Source organism: Photorhabdus heterorhabditis (assembly GCF_001280945.1).
Lineage (GTDB): Bacteria > Pseudomonadota > Gammaproteobacteria > Enterobacterales > Enterobacteriaceae > Photorhabdus > Photorhabdus heterorhabditis.
The window spans coordinates 1-22,655 of the sequence record NZ_LJCS01000065.1; the positions used below are offsets into that span (position 1 = coordinate 1).

The 22,655-nt window shown below is 42.6% G+C and carries 26 protein-coding genes and 1 pseudogene; 13 read left to right on the top strand and 14 right to left on the bottom strand.

Translation table 11 applies throughout. The features are described from left to right. The 13 genes from AM629_RS17465 to AM629_RS17520 form a co-directional block, all read right to left on the bottom strand. Positions 1–902 (bottom strand): DNA-methyltransferase (locus AM629_RS17465; protein WP_235525515.1); only part of this gene is annotated, 902 nt, incomplete at its 3' end. 100 nt (positions 903–1,002) lie between these two features. Continuing rightward, positions 1,003–1,203, bottom strand: a complete 201-nt coding sequence (locus AM629_RS22505; RefSeq protein WP_011147645.1) for a hypothetical protein — start codon at positions 1,201–1,203, stop codon at positions 1,003–1,005. A gap of 179 nt (positions 1,204–1,382) precedes the next feature. Continuing rightward, entirely contained in the window at positions 1,383–1,898 is a 516-nt protein-coding gene (locus AM629_RS17470) for an antiterminator Q family protein (protein WP_054480583.1), read from the bottom strand. A gap of 24 nt (positions 1,899–1,922) precedes the next feature. Continuing rightward, positions 1,923–2,183 carry a hypothetical protein gene (locus tag AM629_RS17475; RefSeq protein ID WP_242685645.1) on the bottom strand — a complete coding sequence of 87 codons (261 nt, stop codon included), beginning with the start codon at positions 2,181–2,183 and terminating at the stop codon, positions 1,923–1,925. Positions 2,184–2,198: 15 nt separating this feature from the next. Beyond that, complete coding sequence (locus AM629_RS17480) at positions 2,199–2,792, bottom strand: DUF1367 family protein (RefSeq protein WP_011147649.1); 594 nt, start codon at positions 2,790–2,792, stop codon at positions 2,199–2,201. 100 nt (positions 2,793–2,892) lie between these two features. Next, a complete protein-coding gene (locus tag AM629_RS17485) occupies positions 2,893–4,092 on the bottom strand; it encodes a helix-turn-helix domain-containing protein (RefSeq protein WP_046975053.1) in 1,200 nt (399 codons plus the stop codon). Positions 4,093–4,107: 15 nt separating this feature from the next. Then, positions 4,108–4,779, bottom strand: a complete 672-nt coding sequence (locus AM629_RS17490; protein WP_046975052.1) for a hypothetical protein — start codon at positions 4,777–4,779, stop codon at positions 4,108–4,110. A gap of 426 nt (positions 4,780–5,205) precedes the next feature. Continuing rightward, a complete protein-coding gene (locus AM629_RS17495; protein WP_011147652.1) occupies positions 5,206–6,573 on the bottom strand; it encodes a replicative DNA helicase in 1,368 nt (455 codons plus the stop codon). Between the two features lies 1 nt (position 6,574). After that, complete coding sequence (locus AM629_RS17500) at positions 6,575–7,159, bottom strand: ATP-binding protein (RefSeq protein ID WP_011147653.1); 585 nt, start codon at positions 7,157–7,159, stop codon at positions 6,575–6,577. A gap of 8 nt (positions 7,160–7,167) precedes the next feature. Next, positions 7,168–7,920 carry a helix-turn-helix domain-containing protein gene (locus AM629_RS17505; protein ID WP_011147654.1) on the bottom strand — a complete coding sequence of 251 codons (753 nt, stop codon included), beginning with the start codon at positions 7,918–7,920 and terminating at the stop codon, positions 7,168–7,170. Between the two features lie 2 nt (positions 7,921–7,922). Next, positions 7,923–8,147 carry a hypothetical protein gene (locus tag AM629_RS17510; protein ID WP_011147655.1) on the bottom strand — a complete coding sequence of 75 codons (225 nt, stop codon included), beginning with the start codon at positions 8,145–8,147 and terminating at the stop codon, positions 7,923–7,925. Positions 8,148–8,161: 14 nt separating this feature from the next. After that, complete coding sequence (locus tag AM629_RS17515) at positions 8,162–8,611, bottom strand: toxin YdaT family protein (RefSeq protein ID WP_011147656.1); 450 nt, start codon at positions 8,609–8,611, stop codon at positions 8,162–8,164. A 57-nt stretch (positions 8,612–8,668) separates the two neighbouring features. Beyond that, a complete protein-coding gene (locus tag AM629_RS17520; protein ID WP_041380257.1) occupies positions 8,669–8,896 on the bottom strand; it encodes a transcriptional regulator in 228 nt (75 codons plus the stop codon). Positions 8,897–9,036: 140 nt separating this feature from the next. Between AM629_RS17520 and AM629_RS24740 the strand changes: the two genes are divergently transcribed. The 13 genes and pseudogenes from AM629_RS24740 to AM629_RS17570 all read left to right on the top strand — a co-directional run bounded on the left by AM629_RS24740 (position 9,037) and on the right by AM629_RS17570 (position 17,764). Further along, complete coding sequence (locus AM629_RS24740; protein ID WP_011147658.1) at positions 9,037–9,408, top strand: hypothetical protein; 372 nt, start codon at positions 9,037–9,039, stop codon at positions 9,406–9,408. A gap of 517 nt (positions 9,409–9,925) precedes the next feature. After that, positions 9,926–10,069: a hypothetical protein gene (locus AM629_RS24010; protein WP_161804243.1), complete on the top strand. Its 144-nt coding sequence runs from the start codon at positions 9,926–9,928 to the stop codon at positions 10,067–10,069. Positions 10,070–10,433: 364 nt separating this feature from the next. Continuing rightward, the gene (locus tag AM629_RS17530) at positions 10,434–10,778 is read left to right on the top strand and encodes a hypothetical protein (protein ID WP_011147660.1); all 345 of its coding nucleotides are present in this window, start codon (positions 10,434–10,436) and stop codon (positions 10,776–10,778) included. Positions 10,779–10,793: 15 nt separating this feature from the next. Beyond that, positions 10,794–11,045: a hypothetical protein gene (locus tag AM629_RS17535; RefSeq protein WP_054480584.1), complete on the top strand. Its 252-nt coding sequence runs from the start codon at positions 10,794–10,796 to the stop codon at positions 11,043–11,045. Between the two features lie 13 nt (positions 11,046–11,058). Next, on the top strand, positions 11,059–12,819 hold the full coding sequence (locus AM629_RS17540) for a phage-associated endonuclease (protein WP_054480586.1): 1,761 nt from the start codon (positions 11,059–11,061) through the stop codon (positions 12,817–12,819). Continuing rightward, entirely contained in the window at positions 12,816–13,313 is a 498-nt protein-coding gene (locus AM629_RS17545) for a siphovirus Gp157 family protein (protein WP_054480588.1), read from the top strand. Before AM629_RS17540 ends, AM629_RS17545 begins: the two co-directional genes overlap by 4 nt. Positions 13,314–13,364: 51 nt before the next feature. After that, a complete protein-coding gene (locus tag AM629_RS17550; RefSeq protein ID WP_040149348.1) occupies positions 13,365–13,553 on the top strand; it encodes a hypothetical protein in 189 nt (62 codons plus the stop codon). A gap of 158 nt (positions 13,554–13,711) precedes the next feature. Continuing rightward, positions 13,712–13,888, top strand: coding sequence for a hypothetical protein (locus AM629_RS24265; RefSeq protein WP_167338265.1), 177 nt, complete (start codon positions 13,712–13,714; stop codon positions 13,886–13,888). A gap of 234 nt (positions 13,889–14,122) precedes the next feature. Beyond that, a complete protein-coding gene (locus tag AM629_RS24270; protein WP_011147665.1) occupies positions 14,123–14,293 on the top strand; it encodes a hypothetical protein in 171 nt (56 codons plus the stop codon). Between the two features lie 4 nt (positions 14,294–14,297). Continuing rightward, positions 14,298–14,513 carry a hypothetical protein gene (locus tag AM629_RS17555; protein WP_046975048.1) on the top strand — a complete coding sequence of 72 codons (216 nt, stop codon included), beginning with the start codon at positions 14,298–14,300 and terminating at the stop codon, positions 14,511–14,513. After that, positions 14,465–15,649 carry a site-specific integrase gene (locus AM629_RS17560; RefSeq protein ID WP_054480590.1) on the top strand — a complete coding sequence of 395 codons (1,185 nt, stop codon included), beginning with the start codon at positions 14,465–14,467 and terminating at the stop codon, positions 15,647–15,649. The genes AM629_RS17555 and AM629_RS17560 overlap by 49 nt, the downstream gene beginning before the upstream one ends. A gap of 280 nt (positions 15,650–15,929) precedes the next feature. Beyond that, positions 15,930–16,863, top strand: a pseudogene (locus AM629_RS17565) (integrase domain-containing protein); the annotation flags it as partial. Between the two features lie 85 nt (positions 16,864–16,948). Further along, positions 16,949–17,764: an RES family NAD+ phosphorylase gene (locus AM629_RS17570; protein ID WP_054480591.1), complete on the top strand. Its 816-nt coding sequence runs from the start codon at positions 16,949–16,951 to the stop codon at positions 17,762–17,764. 459 nt (positions 17,765–18,223) lie between these two features. On the opposite strand, the gene upx is transcribed toward AM629_RS17570, so the two are convergent. Then, positions 18,224–22,030, bottom strand: a complete 3,807-nt coding sequence (upx, locus tag AM629_RS17575; RefSeq protein WP_054480592.1) for an anti-phage protein Upx — start codon at positions 22,028–22,030, stop codon at positions 18,224–18,226. Positions 22,031–22,655: the final 625 nt, after the last annotated feature.

Consider the following 22,655-nt stretch of genomic DNA (forward strand, 5'->3'; position numbering starts at 1 on the left):
ACAAAGTGCCCGTCGGGGCGAGTTGGAATGCACTTTAACAAAGCGGGGAAAAACGGCAGAAAAAAAGCTGCTAAATCAGGGGGAAAAGTCCGCCCAGCGATATGATGACACCAGTATCCGCCAGACGAGAACGGACGGCGCAGCAGCCCATATTCCAGACTCAATTCCTCATATTGGCGTGACAAAGTAAGATGAGATTCTACTAACTCATGATATGGCCTGTTTAATTCTCCGTTCTGGTGTTTTTCTCTGGCTATTCGAGCGAACAATATCCGCAGTTTTTGGTAATCCACTTCATTGGGTAATTGCCACTGGCTATCACTGAACCAGTGACTGGCCATCTGTTTTCCTGTGGCAGCGTTAATTTCTTTTGCTGTGACACCCAACACCTTTCGTGCATTGCGAAAGTAGTCCACAAGCGGTTTAAAGACATATTGCTTAAGTTCGCGGCATTTGTGGAAATACCCATCACCTTTAGGTTGATAAGGCCCCTGATAATGTTCAGCAAATATGATCCGTTCAGTAGAAGGGAAATAAGCCCTTAAACTTTCTTTATTCTGCCTGCGCCACGGACCAGAAGGTTTTGCCCAGATAATGTGGTTAAGCACATTGAACCGTTCACGAACAAGGATTTCCGTATCAGACGCCAAACGCGAACCACAAAATATATACAAACTGCCGTTGGGTTTCAGCACACGCCAGAATTCAGTCAGTACTTCATCCAGCCACGCAAGATAAGCCGTTACATCCTCCCATTGTCTGTCCCAACCACACTCTTTTACCCGAAAATAGGGGGGATCGGTGGCGATTAAGTCTATGCAGTTGTCTGGTAACGTTTTGATAAATCGTAGAGAGTCGTCATTAATTAATGTGATACCACTTAAATTCACAATATTTTCCATAATCGATACTAGCTTACTCTCTGGTTAGCACAGAACAGGCGAATGGCTGGTGTCGTCAACTCCACCAGCCATCCATTTCACCGCTTAAGAAGTCACCCCATCAAAGGCAACGCTTGAAAAAGGTGTCGTTGTCCCGGCTTTCCATCAAGCCAGCCAGACAAAATTGAGTTAAAAGTAATTGGCAACGCGGTGTTGATAGCCCCGTCAGAGTTGAAACATCGGGAATAGAAACCCAGTCATACATTGGTACTGTTTCTAAAACACATGAGGCTGTTGTTGTCATATCTTCATGTTTTAGCATGATAATTTAAACCTTTGGTCAGTTATTGTGCATAGACACACATGTAACTCTGACCAATGACAACAGCAAGTTTTATCTGAATTTCAGGCAATAAAAACCCCCGCACTGGGCGAGGCTATCAGTCACGAATACTACTATCACAACATATACTGAAATAGTGGCTCATAAGTTCAAAGATGTCAACACGTTCGTGACAAAAGTCTTGATTTTCTTTCCTGTTCCCGTCTTATAAAGGCATCTTGCAATGGTTGACAAATCAAATATTCCGTTGCTCTTAATATTTCCTCAACCTCACGCCGACAAGTTGACATTGATGGCTTTCGCTTACGCAACATACCATTTCTGCGGATCATAATTCTTGGCTGAACCGTTGCATGATAATGTTTGGCAATTGCTCTATCAGATACACAATAAACATATCGACTAAGCAACATCCCAAATGCAACCCGATCAATGTGGTAAATATGGTCTACTACCCTAGCGATTAACATTCCGTCATCATCATTGCATATCGGACGTTCTGGATAACCTCTCAGCTCTACCGTCGCCATAAGCTCAGCAATCATACTGCTCTGACGTTTATCAAGCCTGCCAGAATACACCCATGCACCGAACTTGGATAACCAGTCCTGCAACCAAATTTCTTGTGCCTGAGTCAATTGCAGCCCATCCGTTGAAAATATCACACCCGACATAACCGTACCTCTCCAACTTCCCTTTTAACTTGGGGCAATAGTTCCGTTGCCATACTGTGGATTGCTTGCCATGTCTTCGGTGCCGCATGAAAGCCCGTGGGATGCAAACGCTCGATGATAGCGAGGATGCAGCAGAATGGAGAAATGAGCAGCCCTTTGGGCCATATCTTGTACCGCTCTCACATGATGAATTTCCGCAAGTATTACTCCCAACCCCATATTCCGACAACAGATACATCCCAGTAATGTCACATTAGAAAGCCACTGTTTTTCACTTTTAGCCATTGGCTCTGCCTCTCATTACATAAAATCGGACAACTGAGAAGCTGCATGTTCAGCGGCGTTTCGGGTCGGGAAATTGCGATACAAAATAAAGTTCCAAAGCACGTTTAATGTATCTTTATAAAGTTCCTGAAATTCCATCTCTTCCATTTTGGCGAAACTGACTGAACGAGGTTCACGGTACAGACTGCCGTTGGGCATTTCGTAAATGTCATAGTGCCCTGATTCCACTGTTGCCCAGCGCCGAAAGGCATCAAAGGATTTAGTGGCAGTAATATTCTGGGCTCGGTTTTTAGATATGCCAGCAAGATATTCATCCGCAGCGGATTGTAAGACATCTTCACTGCCCGCGAAGTGTGCAAGAAATTGTACGTAGCCACGCACAAGCGCTTTCTCTTCCGGGGAAATGGTACCCCCAGCAGGTTCCCAGTATTCATAGCCGAGATTCAGAAGGGCAAAATATTTACGATGGAAACGCGGGTTACGTGCTTTCTTAAAATCCGCATAGAGCACATCGCCCCACTTCACTTTGGAGTGTAGGTATTCCCTGGCTGCGGGAGTCGCAGGTCTCAGGGTGTCATTCGAAATTTTGATAAAACTATGCTGCGTCATTACTTATCCTCAAAGTTATGACACAGCAGCTTTTGTTTAGGTTATCAGATGTTCAGGCCGATACGAACAGAATAACAGGTGTTAGTATTAATTCCCAATTTTACTTTCTATTAAATAAATTGACGACGTTTGTATCTTGTTGTGTAGTAGATATATTAATACTATTCTTCAATTGTATTCTGGATTGGAAATCAAGTACCTGTGATTCTGACAAGAATCCCTTAGGAACTGAACATAAATCCTCTAAATCTCCTTTTGGGAAACCAAATTCCTCAAGAAGTGTTTTTTTACTAAAAGTTCTAGAATCCAATAATAGATTTAAGCACCTAGGTAACAAACGAACCGACTCTGGTTTTCTAAGATCATCAAGCGGCTCTCCTTTTCGCCAACCTCTAGCAGAAATATTTTTATATAACCTCTGATATTCCAGAGAAGATATTAATTCTAAATTTCTCGCTCTAAGGATCATAGATTGTGCCGACATCCCCCAGCGATTTTTTAGAGATATGAAATTCTGTAATGTAGGATATGGAGGAAGCTCTACAGAAAATGACTCTTCCGGCAGCATGAAACTCGACGCAAACTTATGTGCTTGCTCTTCTATTGGATTAAAATTGATATTATCAAATTTATTTATATATCGATGTAAGACTATATGACCTAATTCATGAGCAGCATCAAATCGACTACGATAATAGTTATCTTTATCACTAGCTAAAACCACATACGGTCTATTCTCTAAATCATTCCATTGAGAATAGCCATCCATTACAGAACTACCTTGTTCAAATCTGGAACAGACTATCCCCGCATTCTCCATTACCAGTAATAGATCATCTATCGGTGCAATACCTAATCCCCAAGCTTTCCTACACTCAAAAGCCATTCTTTCAATCAATTGATCATCTATCGCTCTGTAATCCTTTACGTTAAGATGAGGAATGTTAACCTCTGGATAATCAAGATATTCTTGCATCTTACATGATAACTCTTGAAACCACCCCATGTATCGCTCTGAGGCGATACATAAGTCTTTTGCCGTGGTTGAAAGTGTTCGGAAGAATACTGGTTTTTTTTCGTACTTAACAATAGGCTTTGTGAACCAACTTACCGGGCAATTAAGAATCTGACTTAAGCTATGCAATACTTCTGCATCGGGGGAATGATTACCGTTTTCCCATTTGGTAATAGTTGATGGCGAACGATCTACTAACCTACCAAGGTTAATTTTCGATAATCCCCTCGCTTCTCTTATCTGTGTCAACCTTTCAGATTGGAAACCAGAAATTCCCACTCTCATAATGTCTCACCTATTCTATTTTTCCTGATCCTTCAGGCGCTTCTTGAGCTTAGGTAAAACCATATCAGGAATGACTATCTTCTTCTCTCCAGTATAGAGGGCTAAAAGCTCCGTTACAGATTTATTATAGTGAAAACCTTTCATATTGGTAAAAGGAACCACAATCCTTAAATCCATCATGCTGGCCTGAGATTCATGATATGGTGGATTAATATTTATTAACAACACACCTAACGTATCAATGTCATTATGATGTTTACTATCTTCTTCTCTAAAAAGATCTGGGGTATAGCCTTCAAATTTTTCATTCAATTGAGCTATCAATGAACGATGTTTAGCACCTCTTATATGGCGCTCATCGTGATTTAACCCAATACGGCTAATTTTAACACCTTCTGAATCGATAATAATGTAATGCTCCCCTTTCGGGGATGTATCAGCATCGTAACAAAGATAACCAGAGCGACTTGCGGCCTCCCTCAATGCTGAATTAAGGCCATAGTGCCTAGCCTGAGGCCTAAATCTACGTTGCTCCGGTTCACCAAGTTTTAATATATTGCCTACAGTTACTTCCTGTGCTGCAGCATACTTAGCATATAATGCATCTTGTACGTTAAGCCAAAAATCACGCCTGAAAGCGTTTATTATCAAATCGGTAATATCACTTTGTGTGTCGTTAATGCTCATTTAGATACCCTGATTGCGTTAAGCAGATTTTATGGTATTTTTTTTTCGTTTTGAACGCAAGCAATATACTTGATATGTAATTTGTACGTTACAAATACAACTTCAACTCTTATACCATCCCAGTGTGTTCCATCAGGCCACTTCACTAGAAAAACAATATTCAGCTACAGAAAGGCTTTCTCCCGCCTTCGAAGAGTACAATTGCGCTTCAGCATCTCCAGCTCCTAGTTATCCACCAGCAATTTTGGTAAAGCCAGCATCCTGCTGGCGTTTACGTTGAATCGACTAGCTTTTAAGTCTAAATTTGTAAGATAACGATGCTTTCAGCACTGCACCCAAAACGGGATAATTCATAACTACCCAAATTATCTAATAAAATCAGTTTACTGTTTATGGTCATTTTGATCTGCCTCTTTTGGTCTTTAGTTAAAATGCTTTGTCTGCGTATCGGCGCTCTTTTTGTTTAGCCTGTTGCTGTGTACGACATATTTCAGCAGCAACAATTTGATCAGTTGGTAAGTAATGCCCGTTTTTAAATTCCTGGAATATCGTTCCGGTTTCACCGTGACGATTCTTATCCAAAATAATCTCGGCATAATTTCTGGCTGGACTTAGTGGGTTATAAACAACATCACGATAAGTAAAAATAATTCGATCTGCATCTTGCTCTAGGCTACCTGAGTCTCGTAAATCCGCTGCAACAGGGCGACGCTGATGTATAGGCCGTTTATCAACGTCTCTTGATAACTGACTCAATGCTGTAACAGGTGTATGCAATCGCTTAGCTAGTCCCTTGAGGGCCCTGGATATTTGAGCGATAGCAAGGTCATTACGCTCGGCTTTGGGCCTTTCTATCAACCCAAGATAATCAACAAAAATACCTTTCAGATTCGGGTACCTGCGCTTATGCGTTTCACTGATAGCACATATCTGTTCAGCGCTTAATTCACTAGCATCAAGAATATGAATATCGCGATCTATTAACTCGCTTATTGCGTTAGATATACGAGCCCAATCTTCATCATAAAATTCACCACGTCTCAATTTCGAAACTGACAACTGGGCAGAACCAGCAACTATACGTTCTGTAATTTGTTGTGCTGCCATTTCCATTGAAAACAGCAATACCGCCCCTCCATTCCTAGTCATACCCTCAATCATGCAAAGTGCCAGTTCTGTTTTGCCCATGCCGGGACGACCACCGATGAGAATTAAATCAGTTGGGTTAAATCCCCCTGTCAACGAGTCAAATGGCTCAATACCTGTCATAATCATCCCGCGACTATCCTCACCTAAGTTACGCCTCCCCAGTATGTCAATGTACCCTTCAATCAATGTCTTGATGTGCACGGGAGCCAGGTTGCCAGTATCTCGTATTAGCTCCCCCATAGTGGACATAAAGCCCGTTATGACATGCTGTGCTTGAGTATGATTTTTAGTTTCCAGTAACGCCTGTTGGCCAGCGTTGATCACTGCTGTAACCCGCCGAACATACCAATATTCACTAACTTTATTGGCATAGCCTTTCAGGTTTGCATTCCAAACAGGACTCTTACTCAACTCCAGGATATTAGCTAATGTATTACCATCTTCACTCATAGCCTCAGCGATGAATATCGGATCAATCAGGGAACTACTGAACGCTTGTTTTTTGATTTCAACGTAGACACGACGCAAAAAACTTGAACTAAACGCCTCTTCTGACAACGTTGCAAAAACATCATAAGCATCCTGCGTTGCACCACCTGACAACAATCCGCTTATAACCGCAGACTCTAGATTGAGCTCATTCATACTACTGCCCCCTCCGGTAACTATCCCAGTCAAAAGCCAACACTACCCCACCCTGTAACACACGATCTAATACTCGGTCCCCTAAAAACACCGGCAGGTCATTCATTGGCAAATTACTGATCAGGATCGTTGGTAATAAATCTTCATATCGGTTATTAATCACCTCAAACAAGATATTTCGCTCTGATTCAGTGCCGTATTGAACGCCAATCTCATCGATGATCAGCAAATCCAACTCACTGTAAAACCTCAGTGTCTCGAACTCGTTGGTGTCAGCATCATTACTCCATGAACGACGAAATGCCCTGATAATACGTGATGCGGTTGTAATAAACGCACTGATACCGTTCTGAGTGACTATTTCACGGCATGTCGCAACAGCCAGATGAGTTTTCCCGGTACCAAGACGGCCACACATGATGATCCCCTCACCCGCAACTTTGCGTTCTTTCCAAGTCTGAACATAACTTTGGCAGATCTTCAGATTATGTTGAGCAGCTTTGTTTATAGGCTGATAATTTTCAAAGCTGGCATGTTCAAAACGTGGGGCAATGTTGATACTGTCAAGTAAGCTATTAGAGTTCATTTCTCCCCCTAATCAATATTTTCTGACCAATAAGAATCCTGTGGTTCGTAGGTTATACCCTCATAGCTTGTATGCGTATTTTGAGTAAATTTAGGTTTGATGTTTTGAGACTTTTCAGGAAACAACCCTTGCCACCCATTCGCAATTGACGTGCAAATCACTGAATCAGGATTCGTGCAATCTGCTAGTTTTTTCTCTTGCTGCTTACACATGGTTTCTGTCAGCGGCTTTTTAATTTCTAGCCGAAAAGTGACCCAATCAGCCCATACTTCATCGCTAACGTTTTTAGGCTTTGCCGTGATGGGATCGAATTTTAATTTCTCCCGTTTCCCCTTACGGGGGGTAAGGGGGGTTTTAGGTTCCGTGACTGGTTCAAAAGGGTGACTGGTTCTGGGTGCATCTCCTGCACCACTAACCCCCGCAGAATTTGCACCACTGGGTGCAAGAGATGCACCATATGGTGCAACATTTTCACTATAGCCATGACTGGATTTATCCAGATTCAGGAAATAGACATTTGATTGATTCAGTCCATTTTGTGTCTTCCGTTCTGCAACACAGACAATGCCATCTTTTACCAATTGCTTAATGTGATTTTGAACAGAACGTTCTGATATTTCGCATTGTTCAGCAATGTAAGCAACTGACGGCCAGCACTCTCCCTGGTCATTAGCGTTATCAGCCAACTTAATCAGTACCAATTTACGAAGAGGATTACCAACTTTGATACTCATAGCTTTTACCATCAATGACATACTCATAATCAAGCTCCAAGTATTTTAGCAATCTGACGGCAAACTGACTTACACCGTTCAAAGGTAAGAGACTCCTCCAGCAATTTGGCCTTTTGCCGTTCATACTGTTCCCAGATATTTAACTCAGCTTCTCTACATCCTTCATAAATTTCTGAGATTTGTTCTATAGTTACAAGCTCACCATTCAGACGAAACTTATTACAATAGGTGATCTTTTCTATGGTTTTAAGCATTGGTCTTGCCTCTTTTAAACGTTTGTCAAAGCATTCAGTGCTGATATCGCAACGGTTATTTGTTGTGATACGTCACTACCTCCTAAACCTCCCAATAGGATTGCAATTATCACCGCCGTAAATTCACGAATCGCAACAGATATCAAATAATTAGTTGTTTCACCGTTAATTCTGGCTTTGCGTTCAAGTGGAAGGGCTGATTGGATAGCGGGTAACAACTCTGATACTTTTCTTCGTGCAGCCCTTGAATCACTGCGCAACCACCTGAAAATTTGCTGCCTGTTGTTATTGATAGCTTTCCAATTAGCATTCCCATTTATTTCAATGGGATGCAACTTGGCTGATACCGTTCTTTCACAAAGCAAGAAGTACATTCGGCTTATTTCGATTGCTACATACTCCTGCCCCTTCTCTGCCGCCCACGCCTCAACTTCGGCTTTCAGGGCGTTGATGTTTTGTTCCACTGTTTACGTCTCCTGTCGCAATATTGATTATTGAGAATCAGTTTTTATACTGACTGCTCAGTTAGCATTTATTTCAGGCCATATTTTCTGCCAGTCATGGGGACGAAGATCTTGTCTTGTCACTTTTCCATTGGTTGCATTTTCTATATCAAAACATCTGGCGGGAGGAACTGGAGCATAACCATGTGCCATTTGCGATAAATAGGAACTGGATACCCCAAGCTTCTCAGCAAGAAGTTTGGCTTCACCTCGCTTTAAATTAGAAATGTAATCATTTAGTTTCATAACTACCCCTTTTAGAAATACAGAAAGTTTAATAAATACTAAACATTTGTCAAGCATTTGCTTATTTAGTGAATACTAATCACAATTTAACTGGTAGAAAAATAGTGAAATCCCTAGATATATAGGTTCTTATAAATAAAATGAGCATGAAGAACATCAGGCAACAACGCCTAAGAGATTGGTTTTCCGATAAAACTCTTCCTGAAAAAGAGAAGAGTTATTTGTCACAGCTTATGAATGGTAAAGCATCTTTCGGCGAAAAAGCCGCGAGACGTTTAGAACAAGACTATCGAATGCCAGATGGTTATTTAGACGCCGATACAAACACCCACCAATTAGGAAATCCACTACAAGTAACATTGACTCCTAAGCAAAAAGTTCTTCTAGAGCTATTCGACGAACTGCCAGATAGTGATGCCGATGATCTAATAAAAAATCTTGAAGATAAAAAACGGCATTATGATAATTTACTAGAAGAATTATTACATAAAAAGAGGCAAAAGAAAGCATAGAAAAAAGTCGCCATCCGACTTTTTTCTTATTTATCAAAAAGATTTCTATCTTACCCTGAACCCTACGGAATAAACCGTTAACCTCAATCACCCAATCCAAAAATTAATTAACCTTCAGCCAACACCCAAAAACTATCATGCTATATGCATAGCGAATCTCTAAAACTATCTTGGCCATCCTATTTCACAGTGCTATCACCAAGGGAAAATTCATTCAGTTCACACCTTGAAATAAATATAAAAATTAAAATAAATCAAATGGTTAAACTTAACACTTTGATAAGCCCTTCTTATTATTTAATTTTTACTTTACTTTTCGTTTATCAATTACTAAACTCAATTTCAACAGCAAACAGGCAGGACGCCCACGCAGTAGTCGCTACCGACATACGAAGAGGTAGATGATTTGCTAATCAGTAGCACGGCACAGCAGCCGTTTAGGTTAAGTGTTCAAAACCGAATTTACAGTTTCAATTGTCATGAGGGAGGAGAAGAGCAGGGTTCAATGTGACCTGCCATGATTACCACATATAACAACTGTATTTACCAGAAAGTGGAACAGGAAAGATCAACCAACACCAGGATTCCCCAGCCAGCGGTGGGAATGGTACAAAAACACTGGCAGTTGATGCGTTACGGTTCTTCTTGCCGGGTTTCTTAGAAACTGCGTGAATCAACGGACGGCGGGGAAAGACCCGCACATTAACCAATCGAACAACAGTTCTTATGTGTAATGATATGCAGAATATCAAATTAGGCCAATTCATCGGTCTGTTTGAAACATTTATTAAAACCATAACCTCTGAATGGTATTTATCGTTGATCAATCCGTACCAACTAATACCAATATGGGGAAAAACTAAGAATCAACAGATGTAAAAAAACCCACCGAAGTGGCGGGTTCTTTTACCCCGGATCGCCGACCAAAGCTAACCGGGAGTTTCTACTAACGAGGACCAACTCGTTAGAAGAGGCAAGACCAATGATTTCCATCATTGATCGCTAACAATATATCAGGAGTTGCTATGAAAGCACAACAAGAAACAATACAAGTAAAGCTCTATGTTCACGCTATCGAAAATAATATTTCACGAAAAATGAACATCACAGTCTTACCACATGACGCAAGTAAACACGGAAATGCATCGATCTTTGGTACAGTTGTCGCTATTCATGATATAGAAATCCCATATCCAAATATTAGTCGTCCAGACTTTATAAACTCACAAATTGATACTCTAAAGAAAGAACAAAATAAAGTTCTTGCGGAAGCTCATGCTAAAGCCTCTGAACTTGAGGGCCATATTCAATCATTGTTATGCATTGAAGAAAAACCAATGTCTAAATCTGATGAAAAAATACCTGATTAAGGCTCAGGTGTATTTATGAAAAACATAAATGATGTAATTAATTTAATCCTAGATAATGGTTTAATTGCTATTGAGCATGAAAATAATAGCGATACAACAAACGCAACTATACATATATCTATTATCGGTGGCAAAAGGCGAGTTGAATATTACCCAACGACAGGAATGGTTTATTCAAATGCTGTCAAGGAATTATATCCAAAAGTCAAAATGCCAAAAGCCGGGATTAAGGCAGCAATAAGATTGGCAAAAAAAGCAATTTATTAAAGAGGCAAGACCAATGTTCACATATATCTGTGTCTTTGAGCCGACAAAAAAAGCTCAAAAAAATGGAGCCGTACCACTTGCAATTGCACTCGAAGCCAATTCCGAAAAAATGGCTAAAGCTATGGCCATTGTTTACCTTGGGGAAGAGTACGCGGACGATATGAGCAACTTCAACACATCAAAACCGATTATTTGTAAAGATATACAAGGCTTCCCTCGCCCACCAATTGGTAAATTTGATGAAAAATTTGCTACTGAATACGAGTTCAACGGCACCACATGGCAGGCTAGAACGCTCGAACCAAAGAAAAACCCATCTATTACTACACGTGATTTTAATCACACTTACGCCACGTTAGATCTGGAAATTGCACTGGCATTACTAGACGGTGACTTTCATTGCTGGGCGATTATGTCACACAGTATGAAAGAAGCTAAGCAACTGATAACAAATAACAATGAAGCATGGCGGCAGTGGTCTACCGCATTTCGTATCAGAACCGACGCTCTGTCCATTCCACGGGAAACGCTTTTCAGAGTCGTACGTGAAGGTAAACACCACCCTGAATTTCTGACCGATGCCGTCGCTATTAAGGAATTCTTAAACTGTACTTTAAGTGATACCGACATACCCGTTGAATTACCAGAAGAGAAACCCAAGGTTTCCAATTATTCGGTGTCAACATCAGAAGCCTCAATAACAGATGTCACTCCAGATGAAGTTGAAACCCAACAAGCAGCGCTACAGGTTAAGGAGAAAAAAAGCGAAGCCAAGTCTCTCAAGACCAGAAAAACCAAGCAAACCAAAGAGGACAAAGCAGTAGAAGAGACTGCACAAGACAACACTACGGCGGATGATGAAGTCACCTCATTGCCTCCTGTCGCCACCCTGAGCACCAATGATGATAACTTCCAACATCGGGCCAATTTGCTGGAAGAAACTATCAAGGCACAAGGCAATGAACAGCAAACTAATCTCCGTATCTGGAAGGCTGTCCAACGTACCGATCCCCACTTTACAAAACCATTGGAGGGAATGGGGTTCAATGGTACAAGCATAAACAGTAACTATATGTTTATGCGGGCAACAGAACTATTCGGACCATTCGGTTATGGATGGGGCTGTAATGTCACAGAAGAAAAACTGATCAATGGTGCACCCATGTCAGAACCTATCTATGACGACAAAAATAAACAAATTGGGAGCCGATTCTTACGTGATTCTGACGGCACATTAATATGTGAACAAAATCACTCTATCAAAATTCTCTTTTGGTATCTGGTTGAATGTGACATTTGTGCTGAAATTGAAAGTTATGGTGCGACACCATACATGTACAGAACCAAATATGGAATTAAAACAGATGGAGAGGCCATCAAGAAATCACTCACCGATGCTATAAAGAAAGCGTTATCGATGCTTGGATTTTCTGCTGATGTATTTATGGGTATGCATGACAACCCTGAATATCTGGCTGACAATAATATTGAATTTGAAATCAAGGCCGCCAGTGATAAGGCCGAGGATCTAGTCAGATTACGCAAGGAACTAGACGATAAGTTCACCCGTAATACAGAAACTATGCGCACCGCTGTCAGCAAAAATGAAATTCGCGGCATAGCATCTACCCTTATCCGTGAATTAAGCATTCATTTAGGCAATTCCAAGGCCAAAGGAGACAAGGATTATGAAAAGTACTTATCCGGTCGTCTGCGTCGCTTGAATGAAATAGAGAAAGAATGTTTAACTCAATTAAAAGAGGCAAACCAATGACCACAACCGCAATTGCATTAGCAGCAGATTATGAAAAATTACAACAGTTGGTAGAAACCGGCGAGTTCTCGCCAGAAGATATCGCCGATACACTTGAAAGTATCGAATGTACTATCGGTGATAAACTTGACGCTATCATGATCCATGTTCGCAATATAGAAGGCCAAGCCAAGATTCTTGCGGATGAGTCTAAGCGACTCACTGACCGTAAAAAATCATTCGAAAGGCAAGTAAAAAACCTAAAAAAGTATGCGCTGGACTGTTTACTGAAAGCCGGCATGGATTCACTACGAACTACCAGAAACACGTTCACAGCCAGAAAAGGTATTATGAATGTCATCATTGATGATGAGTCAAAATTACCTGATGAGTTAGTTGATGTGCAGACAATTACCGCCCCGGACAAAAAAGCCATCAAAGAAGCTATTGAAAACGGTATCAATATACCGGGAGCTCATATTGAAATCGGCCAGAGAAGCCTGCAAGTACGTTAATATTCATTACATCCCACAAATACTGGGGCAATAAATAATATGGAGTGATTTATGGCTGCACGATTAGAAATCATTATCTCATTTGATGAAAACCTAAATAAATACCAAGTAGAATGGATAACAGGAGAAAGTCAAGATATTACAGATGAAGAAAAGAAAATCATTGCTCAATTAAAAAATAAATTACTGGCCTCAATGGAAAATGAATTAACTGGAAATAACCAATATTACCTCCATTAGATATTTAGCATTACCTTAAATTAACACAAGTGGGTAATGTCAAAAAATAAATCCGACAAGCATGTAGAATTTACGTTTGTATTTCTCGTCATGTGTCTATTAGATAAAAAACATGCAGCAGAATGCGAAATTGAAGGTAAATTAAAAGAGACAGACCAATGTTAAGACATTCACACAGCAAAAATGAAATTGTTAAATTAACGCTACCTGATGGTCGCAATGGGATCATCATTATCGATAGGAGTTGTAATGTACTCTATGATTTCCCATTTGACGTTAAAATAGTTCCAGTATCCAATTCTCAAGCTATCGAGAAAATGAGGGACCGAAAATGATATACGGTCTGTTTCTACTTGTATGTTCTTCGATAAACTGCCAGTACATTCCTTACGGCCATATTTACCAGGATGAAAAAAATTGCATAGCAGATATGGGGATGCAAGGCCCTGGAATTTTTGAGTGTTTACCCATTGAGGCCATAATTCACACTCAAAACTGATTAAGCTTAATCAGAAATCAGGTAACACAATGAATAGCATGATGGTAAATCCATTGACCGGAGAACCATCATGCAACCCTGGCAACCAGGACAACAGTTATTAACCAACTTCGATATCAAATTGGGAAGATTAGCAGCCAGTGTCAAAAATACATCTTGCAATCAAGGTGATATTACCCGTGTTTGTGCTGCCGTTGATCTGATCATTATATCAATGATGAGGCAAAACCATGTGAGGTAAATAAATGGTAAATATTGAATGTGTTCCCATATCCACTTATTGCTATGCAACAGGGGAAACAGTTGATGCAATTAATAAACGCATTCAGCGCGGTGTTTGGCTTGATGGCGTACATGTACTGAAAGTTGAAGGTGTTAAGGAACGCTGGATTGATTTAAATGAGGTAGCTAAGTGGGCCAGGAAAAACAGTATAGCAAATTGCCCAGAGGCATTACAGTAAGGAAACATCGTTCTGGTGAAACTATAAATATCTCTTTTACATATAAGGGGGTTAAATGCCGAGAACCCCTCTCAAATCTGGAAGTGACGCCCAAAAATATTAAATATGCCGAGCGTAAACTCGGCGAAATATACAATAAAATTGAACGGGATATTTTTATTTATGCTGAATTTTTCCCTAATTCATCACGTCTAAAAATATTCGGAAATGTCAATAAAGGTAGAACAATAAAAGATTATTTAGATGAGTATTTAAAAATCTGTGAAACCCGAAATTTATCACCATCCACAATTAATGGATATAAAAAATGTAAAACTGCTCTATCTGAATTACATAAAATTCCCGTTATAGAGTTAACACCAGCAATATTAAAAACTTGGATTCAAAAACGATCAACTGCTCTGAAAACAATCAGGAACAATCTGTCATTTTTACGAAGCGCCATAGATGAAGCAGTTACTGATTGCCTGATTAGTATGAATCCTGTGAATTTAGTCACAGCATCACGGTATCAAACTGAACGAATAGAAAATGATAGCGAATATATTGTTGACCCCCTATCTCCTAACGAGGTTACTGCATTACTGTCAGCAGCAGGCAATAAACAAAAGCAATGGGAAAATTTATTCCTTTTTGCGATACATACAGGACTTAGAAGCTCCGAGTTATGTGCGCTTCGGTGGCAAGATATCGACTTTATTGGCAAAACCGCACATGTCCAGTCGGCAAAAGTTGTGGGAATAATAAAAGGAACGAAGACAAAAGCCGGTACCAGAAAAGTCGAACTGAACACTGACGCTATGTCGGCCCTATTAAATCAGAAGGCATTCACTTTCATGAAAGGCAACGTGATATTTGAAGATCCTAAAACAGGCGAGGCTTGGGCAGGTGCAGATGCAATTCGTAAAAAAGCCTGGGTGCCTACACTGAGAAAGGCTGGAATTCGGTATCGCAACCCATATCAGACAAGGCACACATTTGCAACAAAACACATTAGCCAGGGAGTTAATCTTTTCTGGCTTGCCGCTCAAATGGGACATAAAGGCCCAGAGATGCTTTTCAGACATTATGGATCATATCTGAAAGACTATGACGGCAGCACATACAAACCCAAACAGGTCAGTGGTGGGACATGAAAGGAGCTGCAAAGGATACGCAGCGAAGATATTTCATAAAAATATTATTTATAACAATAAGATGCAAAACAATTAACGCGGGTTCAACTCCCGCCAGCTCGGTGATTACCAGAGTCATCCGATGAAGTCCTAAGAGCCCGCATGGCGCAAGCCTTGCGGGCTTTTTTGTGCCTTCAATTTGTCCCGCGAAGTCTGAAGCCAACTAATTAAATCCGAACCTTTTAGGCACCTCGTAAAGCTTTATTGTTTTTGAGGTGCCTAAAACTATGGAAACCCGGCAATGGCAAGAAAAACAAAACCTCTTTCCGTTAAGGAAATCGAATCTGCTAAACCCAAGGAAGCAGACTACGTTCTCTATGATGGCGATGGTCTTGAGCTACTGATCAAATTCAGCGGGAGTAAAATATGGCAGTTTCGCTATATTCGTCCTGTCACCAAGAAGCGTGCGAAGAAGAGCATTGGCCCCTACCCGTCAGTTCCCCTTGCCGATGCCAGAAACTACCGGGCAGAGTCCCACTCACTCCTAGCGAAACAGATCGATCCACAGGAACATCAGCAAGAACAACTTCGCAGTTCGCTTGAAGCTAAAACCAATACTTTCCAACTCGTGGCTGAACGTTGGTGGAATGTTAAGAAAGCCAGTGTGACTGAGGACTATGCAGAGGATATCTGGCGCTCTCTTGAGAGAGATGTCTTTCCTGCGATTGGCGACGTTAGCGTTACAGATATTAAAGCTCATACACTGGTTCAGGCCGTTCAACCGGCTCAGGCCAGAGGAGCACTGGAAACCGTCCGTTGTCTTTGCCAACGTATCAATGAAGTCATGATATATGCCCAGAACACGGGCCTGATTGATGCTGTCCCCAGCGTTAATATTGGCAAAGCCTTCGAGAAGCCTCAGAAGAAAAACATGCCCAGCATTCGTCCGGATCAGTTGCTCAGTTGATGCAGACTATGCGAACGGCCAGCATTAGCCTTTCAACACGATGTCTGTTCTGTGGCAACTTCTTACCATCACCCGCCCTGCCGAAGCGGCTGAAGCTCGTTGGGACGAAGTAGACATTGAAGCGCGAGAATGGAAAATTCCCGCTTCACGGATGAAAATGAACCGTGACCATACTGTTCCCTTGTCAGATGAAGCAATGACTGTGCTGGAAATGATGAAGCCGGTAAGTGGCAACCGAGAATTTATCTTCCCCAGCCGCATCAAGCCAATCATAGAAGGCTGGCATAAAACTGTTTAGAGAGTGGTGGTATCATCCTGCCTATAGAATCTATTCCGCTAAGGCAAATAAGGCAATGACCAAACAGATTATGCATCCCGGCGAAGTCGCTGAGATTTGCAGGCAGATCAAAAATTCAAACGACAGAGATTTCATCTATAGTGGATTTCGTCAACTGTTAAGCCAGTTGCCGATGGGTTTTCATGATGTCACCGCCACGACCCTGTGGCGGGCAAGGAAAACCGATGAGTCCCACCCGGAGGGGTTCAATCAGGTTACTGATATTATTTATCCTCCCGCGCAGTACGCTAGAACCGGAAGGCTAAATACGGAGGGGATGTCTATTTTATACGCCTCTATCAGCAATCATGGATGCCTTGCAGAAATCGGCGCCCAACCGGGGGATAAAGTTCATGTGTCCGCATTTACCCTGAAAGCGGAACAGAGACTGCATTGCGGTTTTTTGGGCGACATTGTCAGGGCGCATAAGTGGAGCAACGAGGATTTCCCATTGGTAGAAAAGACTCTTGCTCCGTATTTGGAAGTGCAGAAAACCAGTATTTTCCTGATAGACAGTTTCCTTGCCGAAACGCTTGCCGATAGCCGGGCGAAGGAAAACAGCTACCTGCATACCACAGTACTCGCTGATGTAATCCGCAACGGGAGAAATGCGTTGGATGCCATTGTATATCCTGGCGTAGAATCCTCTGGCGCTAAGAACTATGCAATCTACTGCGACGCGATGCTTAAATCCAATATTGCGGATATGTACCTGCTAGAGATTACCAACAAGTATCCTTATGGACTGTATGAATGGAGGCTTCTTAAGCGATTAAAACGCTATGATAATGGCCGCATTATCTGGAAGGAGCCATCCTGTGCAAATATCTAAAGCTATTTTGCAGAGCGAGCAACGGTAAATTATGCTTCTTTTGAGTATCGTCGGCAGCACTAGTTATTGGTTGGGGTATGAAACAACTGGGTTACGAATATTTATGTTTGCCAGTAGTCTTGTGAAAGCGCAGGGGCAATAACCGTGCGGAAATTGTACTCCTCTTGTCGTAAGGTGTATAAAAGACAATCGGCCCATTGAGTGAAAGTAGCATAAAAATGACTGAAAAGCTTTTAAATTGAAGTGACAGAATTGAATAAAAAAACAAAAAGATTTAGAAATCAACGTCCACTGTTCGCTCATAGCGGCCCCTCAACACTACGAGCTTGTCCACTCCGTGCCTGAAGTGGACATCGCTGCGCATTTCTTTCTATTTTACTTTCCTGTTTCCACTTGTGGCAATTATTCAAGTATCAGCAGATCAAGGCCATCAAGTACTCCGGCCGCTCAGCATTTATATCAAAAATTTAGAAGATCACTTGGGCGCCCAACATTAGTACCTGCCAGCGCCTCAATTTGGGATTGGGCGTAAGCAATGGGAGAGGCACCACTGAAAACAAGCCACGACACAATCTCAGGATTCGCTACTGAAGTGAAACGGGCAAAATTGGCAATGTTTTCTTTGGCGAGTAATACACGCTTCAGATGTTTTTTTAGTTTGTCTGGTTTGCCCTTTATATCATCCCCCTGATATTCAGATAGCTGTGAGGCAACTTCTGAGTAATTGCGAGCAAGTGAGAGGTCCTTGCATTCGATGATGAGAATTTGATTGTGGTCTGAACGCCAAGCAAGAAGATCAATGTCGCCCGGATCACTAGGTAAATTTCTGCGAAGAATTTCAGGAAATCCTATTCCACATCGAACTGTCCAACCAACTTCACGAAGTTCTGCCTCCAAGGTTTTCTCGAATGTGTGTCCTTCCCGTGCCCCACCTAGCCAGGTGTCTCTCATACCTTCTGTGCGAAAGAAATCGCGTTTTAATTGCCCAGAATATGCCCCATCGAAGACGTATTTAAGGGACAATTTCAAGAGTCCAGGTGCGATAACAATTAATGGATCGTGCTCTTCTTCAATCTGTAACAAGGGACGAGCAGCAACTGAAAGACGTCGGCCAAATCTCCAGGGATAGATATCAGACAGGTCAAATCCATCGGGCACCACATCCCATTTCGGACGCGCGCTGAGGATAAACTGTTTGAGAAATGCATCAATAGTTTCATCTGCAAGCCCGGCCGATTTAGCAGCATTCTCTAGTTGACTTCTTCTCATCTCGAAGAGCGCCGATTTTTGCTCTATCCCGATGGACTCTAGGAGCTGAATAAATCGCATCCCATCCTCGAGAGTGAAGCTCATTTCTGCCCTCCAGAATGCAAGGAAAATCTCGGTTTCGTTATCGATCGTTGCAACAGCAGCACTATCTTTTTTGTCTCCCCCTTCGGCAGTTATCACATAGTTCTGCTCGAATTGTGCCGCTTGTTCCTCAAACCGTTCGTTGGTGACTTTTGAAAGCAGCGGTTCAAGCACCATTTCCCCGAGCTCATCGCGAAAGAGGAGATCTCCTAAGGGGGAAATGCGAATATCGGCTGGCAAAGCTCCGAAACGCACTGCATCTGACATACCACCTATTCGAAAAAGCAGTGATGCACGTGCAAGAAGCTTACTGAGTGCCATATCTGAAGGCTCAATTCCGCCGCTTATCGTGCATGAGCAAACAGCTAGTTCAATGACTAACTGGGAAGTCAACGCTGCGCCCGCGTAGAGAGCCATTTGTCTAGCAATCGTTTCTTCGACACCGCATTCTCCTGCATGCAAACCGAGGACAGCTGCTGCCGTACTGCGCCAGTGCAGCTCATCGCTACGTGCCTTTATAACGTTTTCGAGTAGACGCAGCACTGTCTGCTTACGGTCAAATCTTGAAAGTTCGCTCTTTATGTCTTGGAGGAGCACGTCAACCACATCATTAAGGAGTTTTCCTACAGCTTTTTTGCCCTGATATCGTGATGGAGCATCTGCCGAAACAGCCCGCCACCCGAGCTCAATCCGAGCTGCGGCTGAGTCAATATCTTCAATAGTTAAAAGAGGATGAGTCAGTGAGCCGCGTAAATACTGGTTAAAATCGAATGTCTGCATTATGTGGAAGCTGCGAGCTTTGTCATTAGGCACTGCCATCTTCTCGACTGTGACCCCCTTGTTGACCGGCTCTTCCATCCGAATAAGCGTGGCAAACGCCGTGCCGAGTGCGCGCGCAAGGGCTCGTTCTGCACGGTTGTCCGATGCACGAAAACCTGCAAGATACCCATCTTGAAGAACCACGCGAATCGCCCCATGTTCACGGATTCGTTCAAGCCGCCAAAATGTATTCAGATTATCAGGAAGCTTCTCACCATCGAATCGGTCGATATTGTCATTACCTTCAAAATGCAGATACACCTTTAATGATTTTTTTATTGGTTGCTTACTCAAGACCTCCAGTGACTCGCCAATCCGCCCAATCCATGTTCGAACCATTTTGGCAAGTTCAACGAGAAGCATCCAATCTTCCATTTCTGGGGCTTCGAGCGTTATCCAAAGATTACCCTGCCCCTCATATACACAAGTCAGCCGTTGCGCTTCAAGATCATCAATTGATGCGTAGCACTTGCTCTCACGTTCGGTTGGGAAGAAATCTTCTGCCGAAGGCCTCATCACTCGATGCCATTTGCCATTGTTGTCACTGATGCGGTGTCGGTCATACCCAGTGTCTGCTGCTATTCGTACGTCACGGAGTAAATTCATGGGAATCATTAGCATTAGCGGGTGTTCCGGCGTGATACGGTCATCTGGCAACTGGTCATGAGGAACCATATGGCCGTCATTGGCACGTATCCATCCAAGAAGGTTGAGGGTTCCGTTCATATTGAATAATCGAACACCCGCTTGCTCGATTGTTTCAGTCGCATCTTGCACACGCCAGAAGGTAATCGGTGACATACCGGATAATGACCCTAGCCGGACAAAGTCCGCACCAGACATCCATTCAAATTGCCAACCACTAGGCAATTGGGGGGGCATACCTACAAAACCTGCTCCCCACCCGCAACCAACACGCACGACCATACCGCGCTGGAAGCCGGGTTGTTTGGCGAGCTCAGCTGTGGATTTTTCAACAGATGCATCTAGAAATTGCGCGGTCTCATCATCAAGCTGAAGCATGTTGTTGAAACCTGTATCGGTGTGTTGCTGTATGGAAGGCAAGACGAATTGGAGTACCATCAAATGACCTGCATCTACTAAGGAGGTCACCATCGCCGTTCGGGTCATCTTGTACTTTTGCCAAGTCAGTCTTAGCCTCCCGCTATTGCCGAAGACCGGCATTTCGGAGAAGGTACGTCTATAGACGTTGGCTAACGCTTGGTCTAGAGTACCCAATTCTTCTGTGCGTTTTGCAAATGTTATCACTGCCTGGCGAAGTGCTATGGTCATGGCTGTGGGGAGCATAACCACAAGACCAGCGGGCGTGCGGAGCAGTGGCCGTTGTTCGAGTATTCCTTCCCCTGGGGCCTGATTTCCAAGCGTACTTATCTGAGATGAATCAAGAATGAAAGGTGCTAGGTCAGCGACTACGACCCCCTCTGCTCGGAGCAAACGATCGGACAACATTACACGTGAACAGAGCGTCTTCGCATCAATACCACCAGTATCAAGAGAGTTAGGAAAACCGTCTGCACCCCCCTGAAAACGGTGTAAGCCAGAGCGGGCACAAACTACATCTGAGAGGCGGAGGAGTGCCTGTATCGCGCGTTTAAGCGAGCGATAGCGGTGCGTATCCGGCATGGCGGAGACAATTTCGACTATCAATTGCGTATAAAAACCTGCGGCCTCCCAAATCCCCTCTAGCACACGGTAATCGCCTCTCTCATTTCCGACAAGGGATACGAAGACGTCTTCTGCAGGATCTTCACCAATGACACTGCTCGACTCCCCAATAGCAGCATGCCATCGTTTCGCGTCATCGATCGTGGCTACCTGTTGACCTTGGCAGTGAATTAGAGCAAGGGTTGCCAAGAGCTCGAAGCGTAAACACTGAGATTGGTGAGCAGGGAGAGTAAGAAGACTAGCGAGTAAAGCCACCGTGCTATCTCGCTCAAAATTGACAAGCTCAGTGACAACCAAGGCGTTGTTCTTTGCTATGTCATCAAACGAGCATTCAAACGTTACCCCATCAGCCTGCTCGTCCATTTCTTCAAATAAGGTATGCAAATTTAGATGAGGGAAATGCTCGTTCATGGAAACTCCTGACTAAACGATTTTGAGGACTAATAGAGAGAATGTGCACTTTAAGCCAATGTAAAACTATTTTCTCTGATCTCTGCCTCTCTTTCATTCAGTTCCTGCGAAAGTATCCTATTAACCTGAAGCAGGCCTTTTGAAATCTTTCTTCAAATGGTTGGCATTGCTTTGTCAACTAATATCGCTGGAGATAGTCAGCACGTATCAGTGTTAGTCAAGCACATTGGATACGAGCGAACAACTCAGTAGCGTTTCAGAATTATCCGTGCAACAAAATATTCATAGGCGACAGTAATAGCTTCGCCTCTGCTATTCATAACAACTACGTTGGCGGTGACTTGCTTCCCGCTGATTAACACACGGAAATATTAGTAATACCCCCTCGGTGATAAGAACAATTTCGCATTTCCGCTCCTCGCTCAGATCGGACGTTTCTCACAAAATAGCAAGTTAATCCTTGGAAGGCACAAAATCTCTATTGAGAATTTTTATTAAATAACCCGAATTCTGGATAAGAAATTGACGAGAAGCCTGTTCCAGGAGCAAAGTTTTGGTGCAGACCCAAAAACAGCTCCGAGGGGGAACAGGCTATGGACAACTTAGTTGAAATTTTCTGTGATGT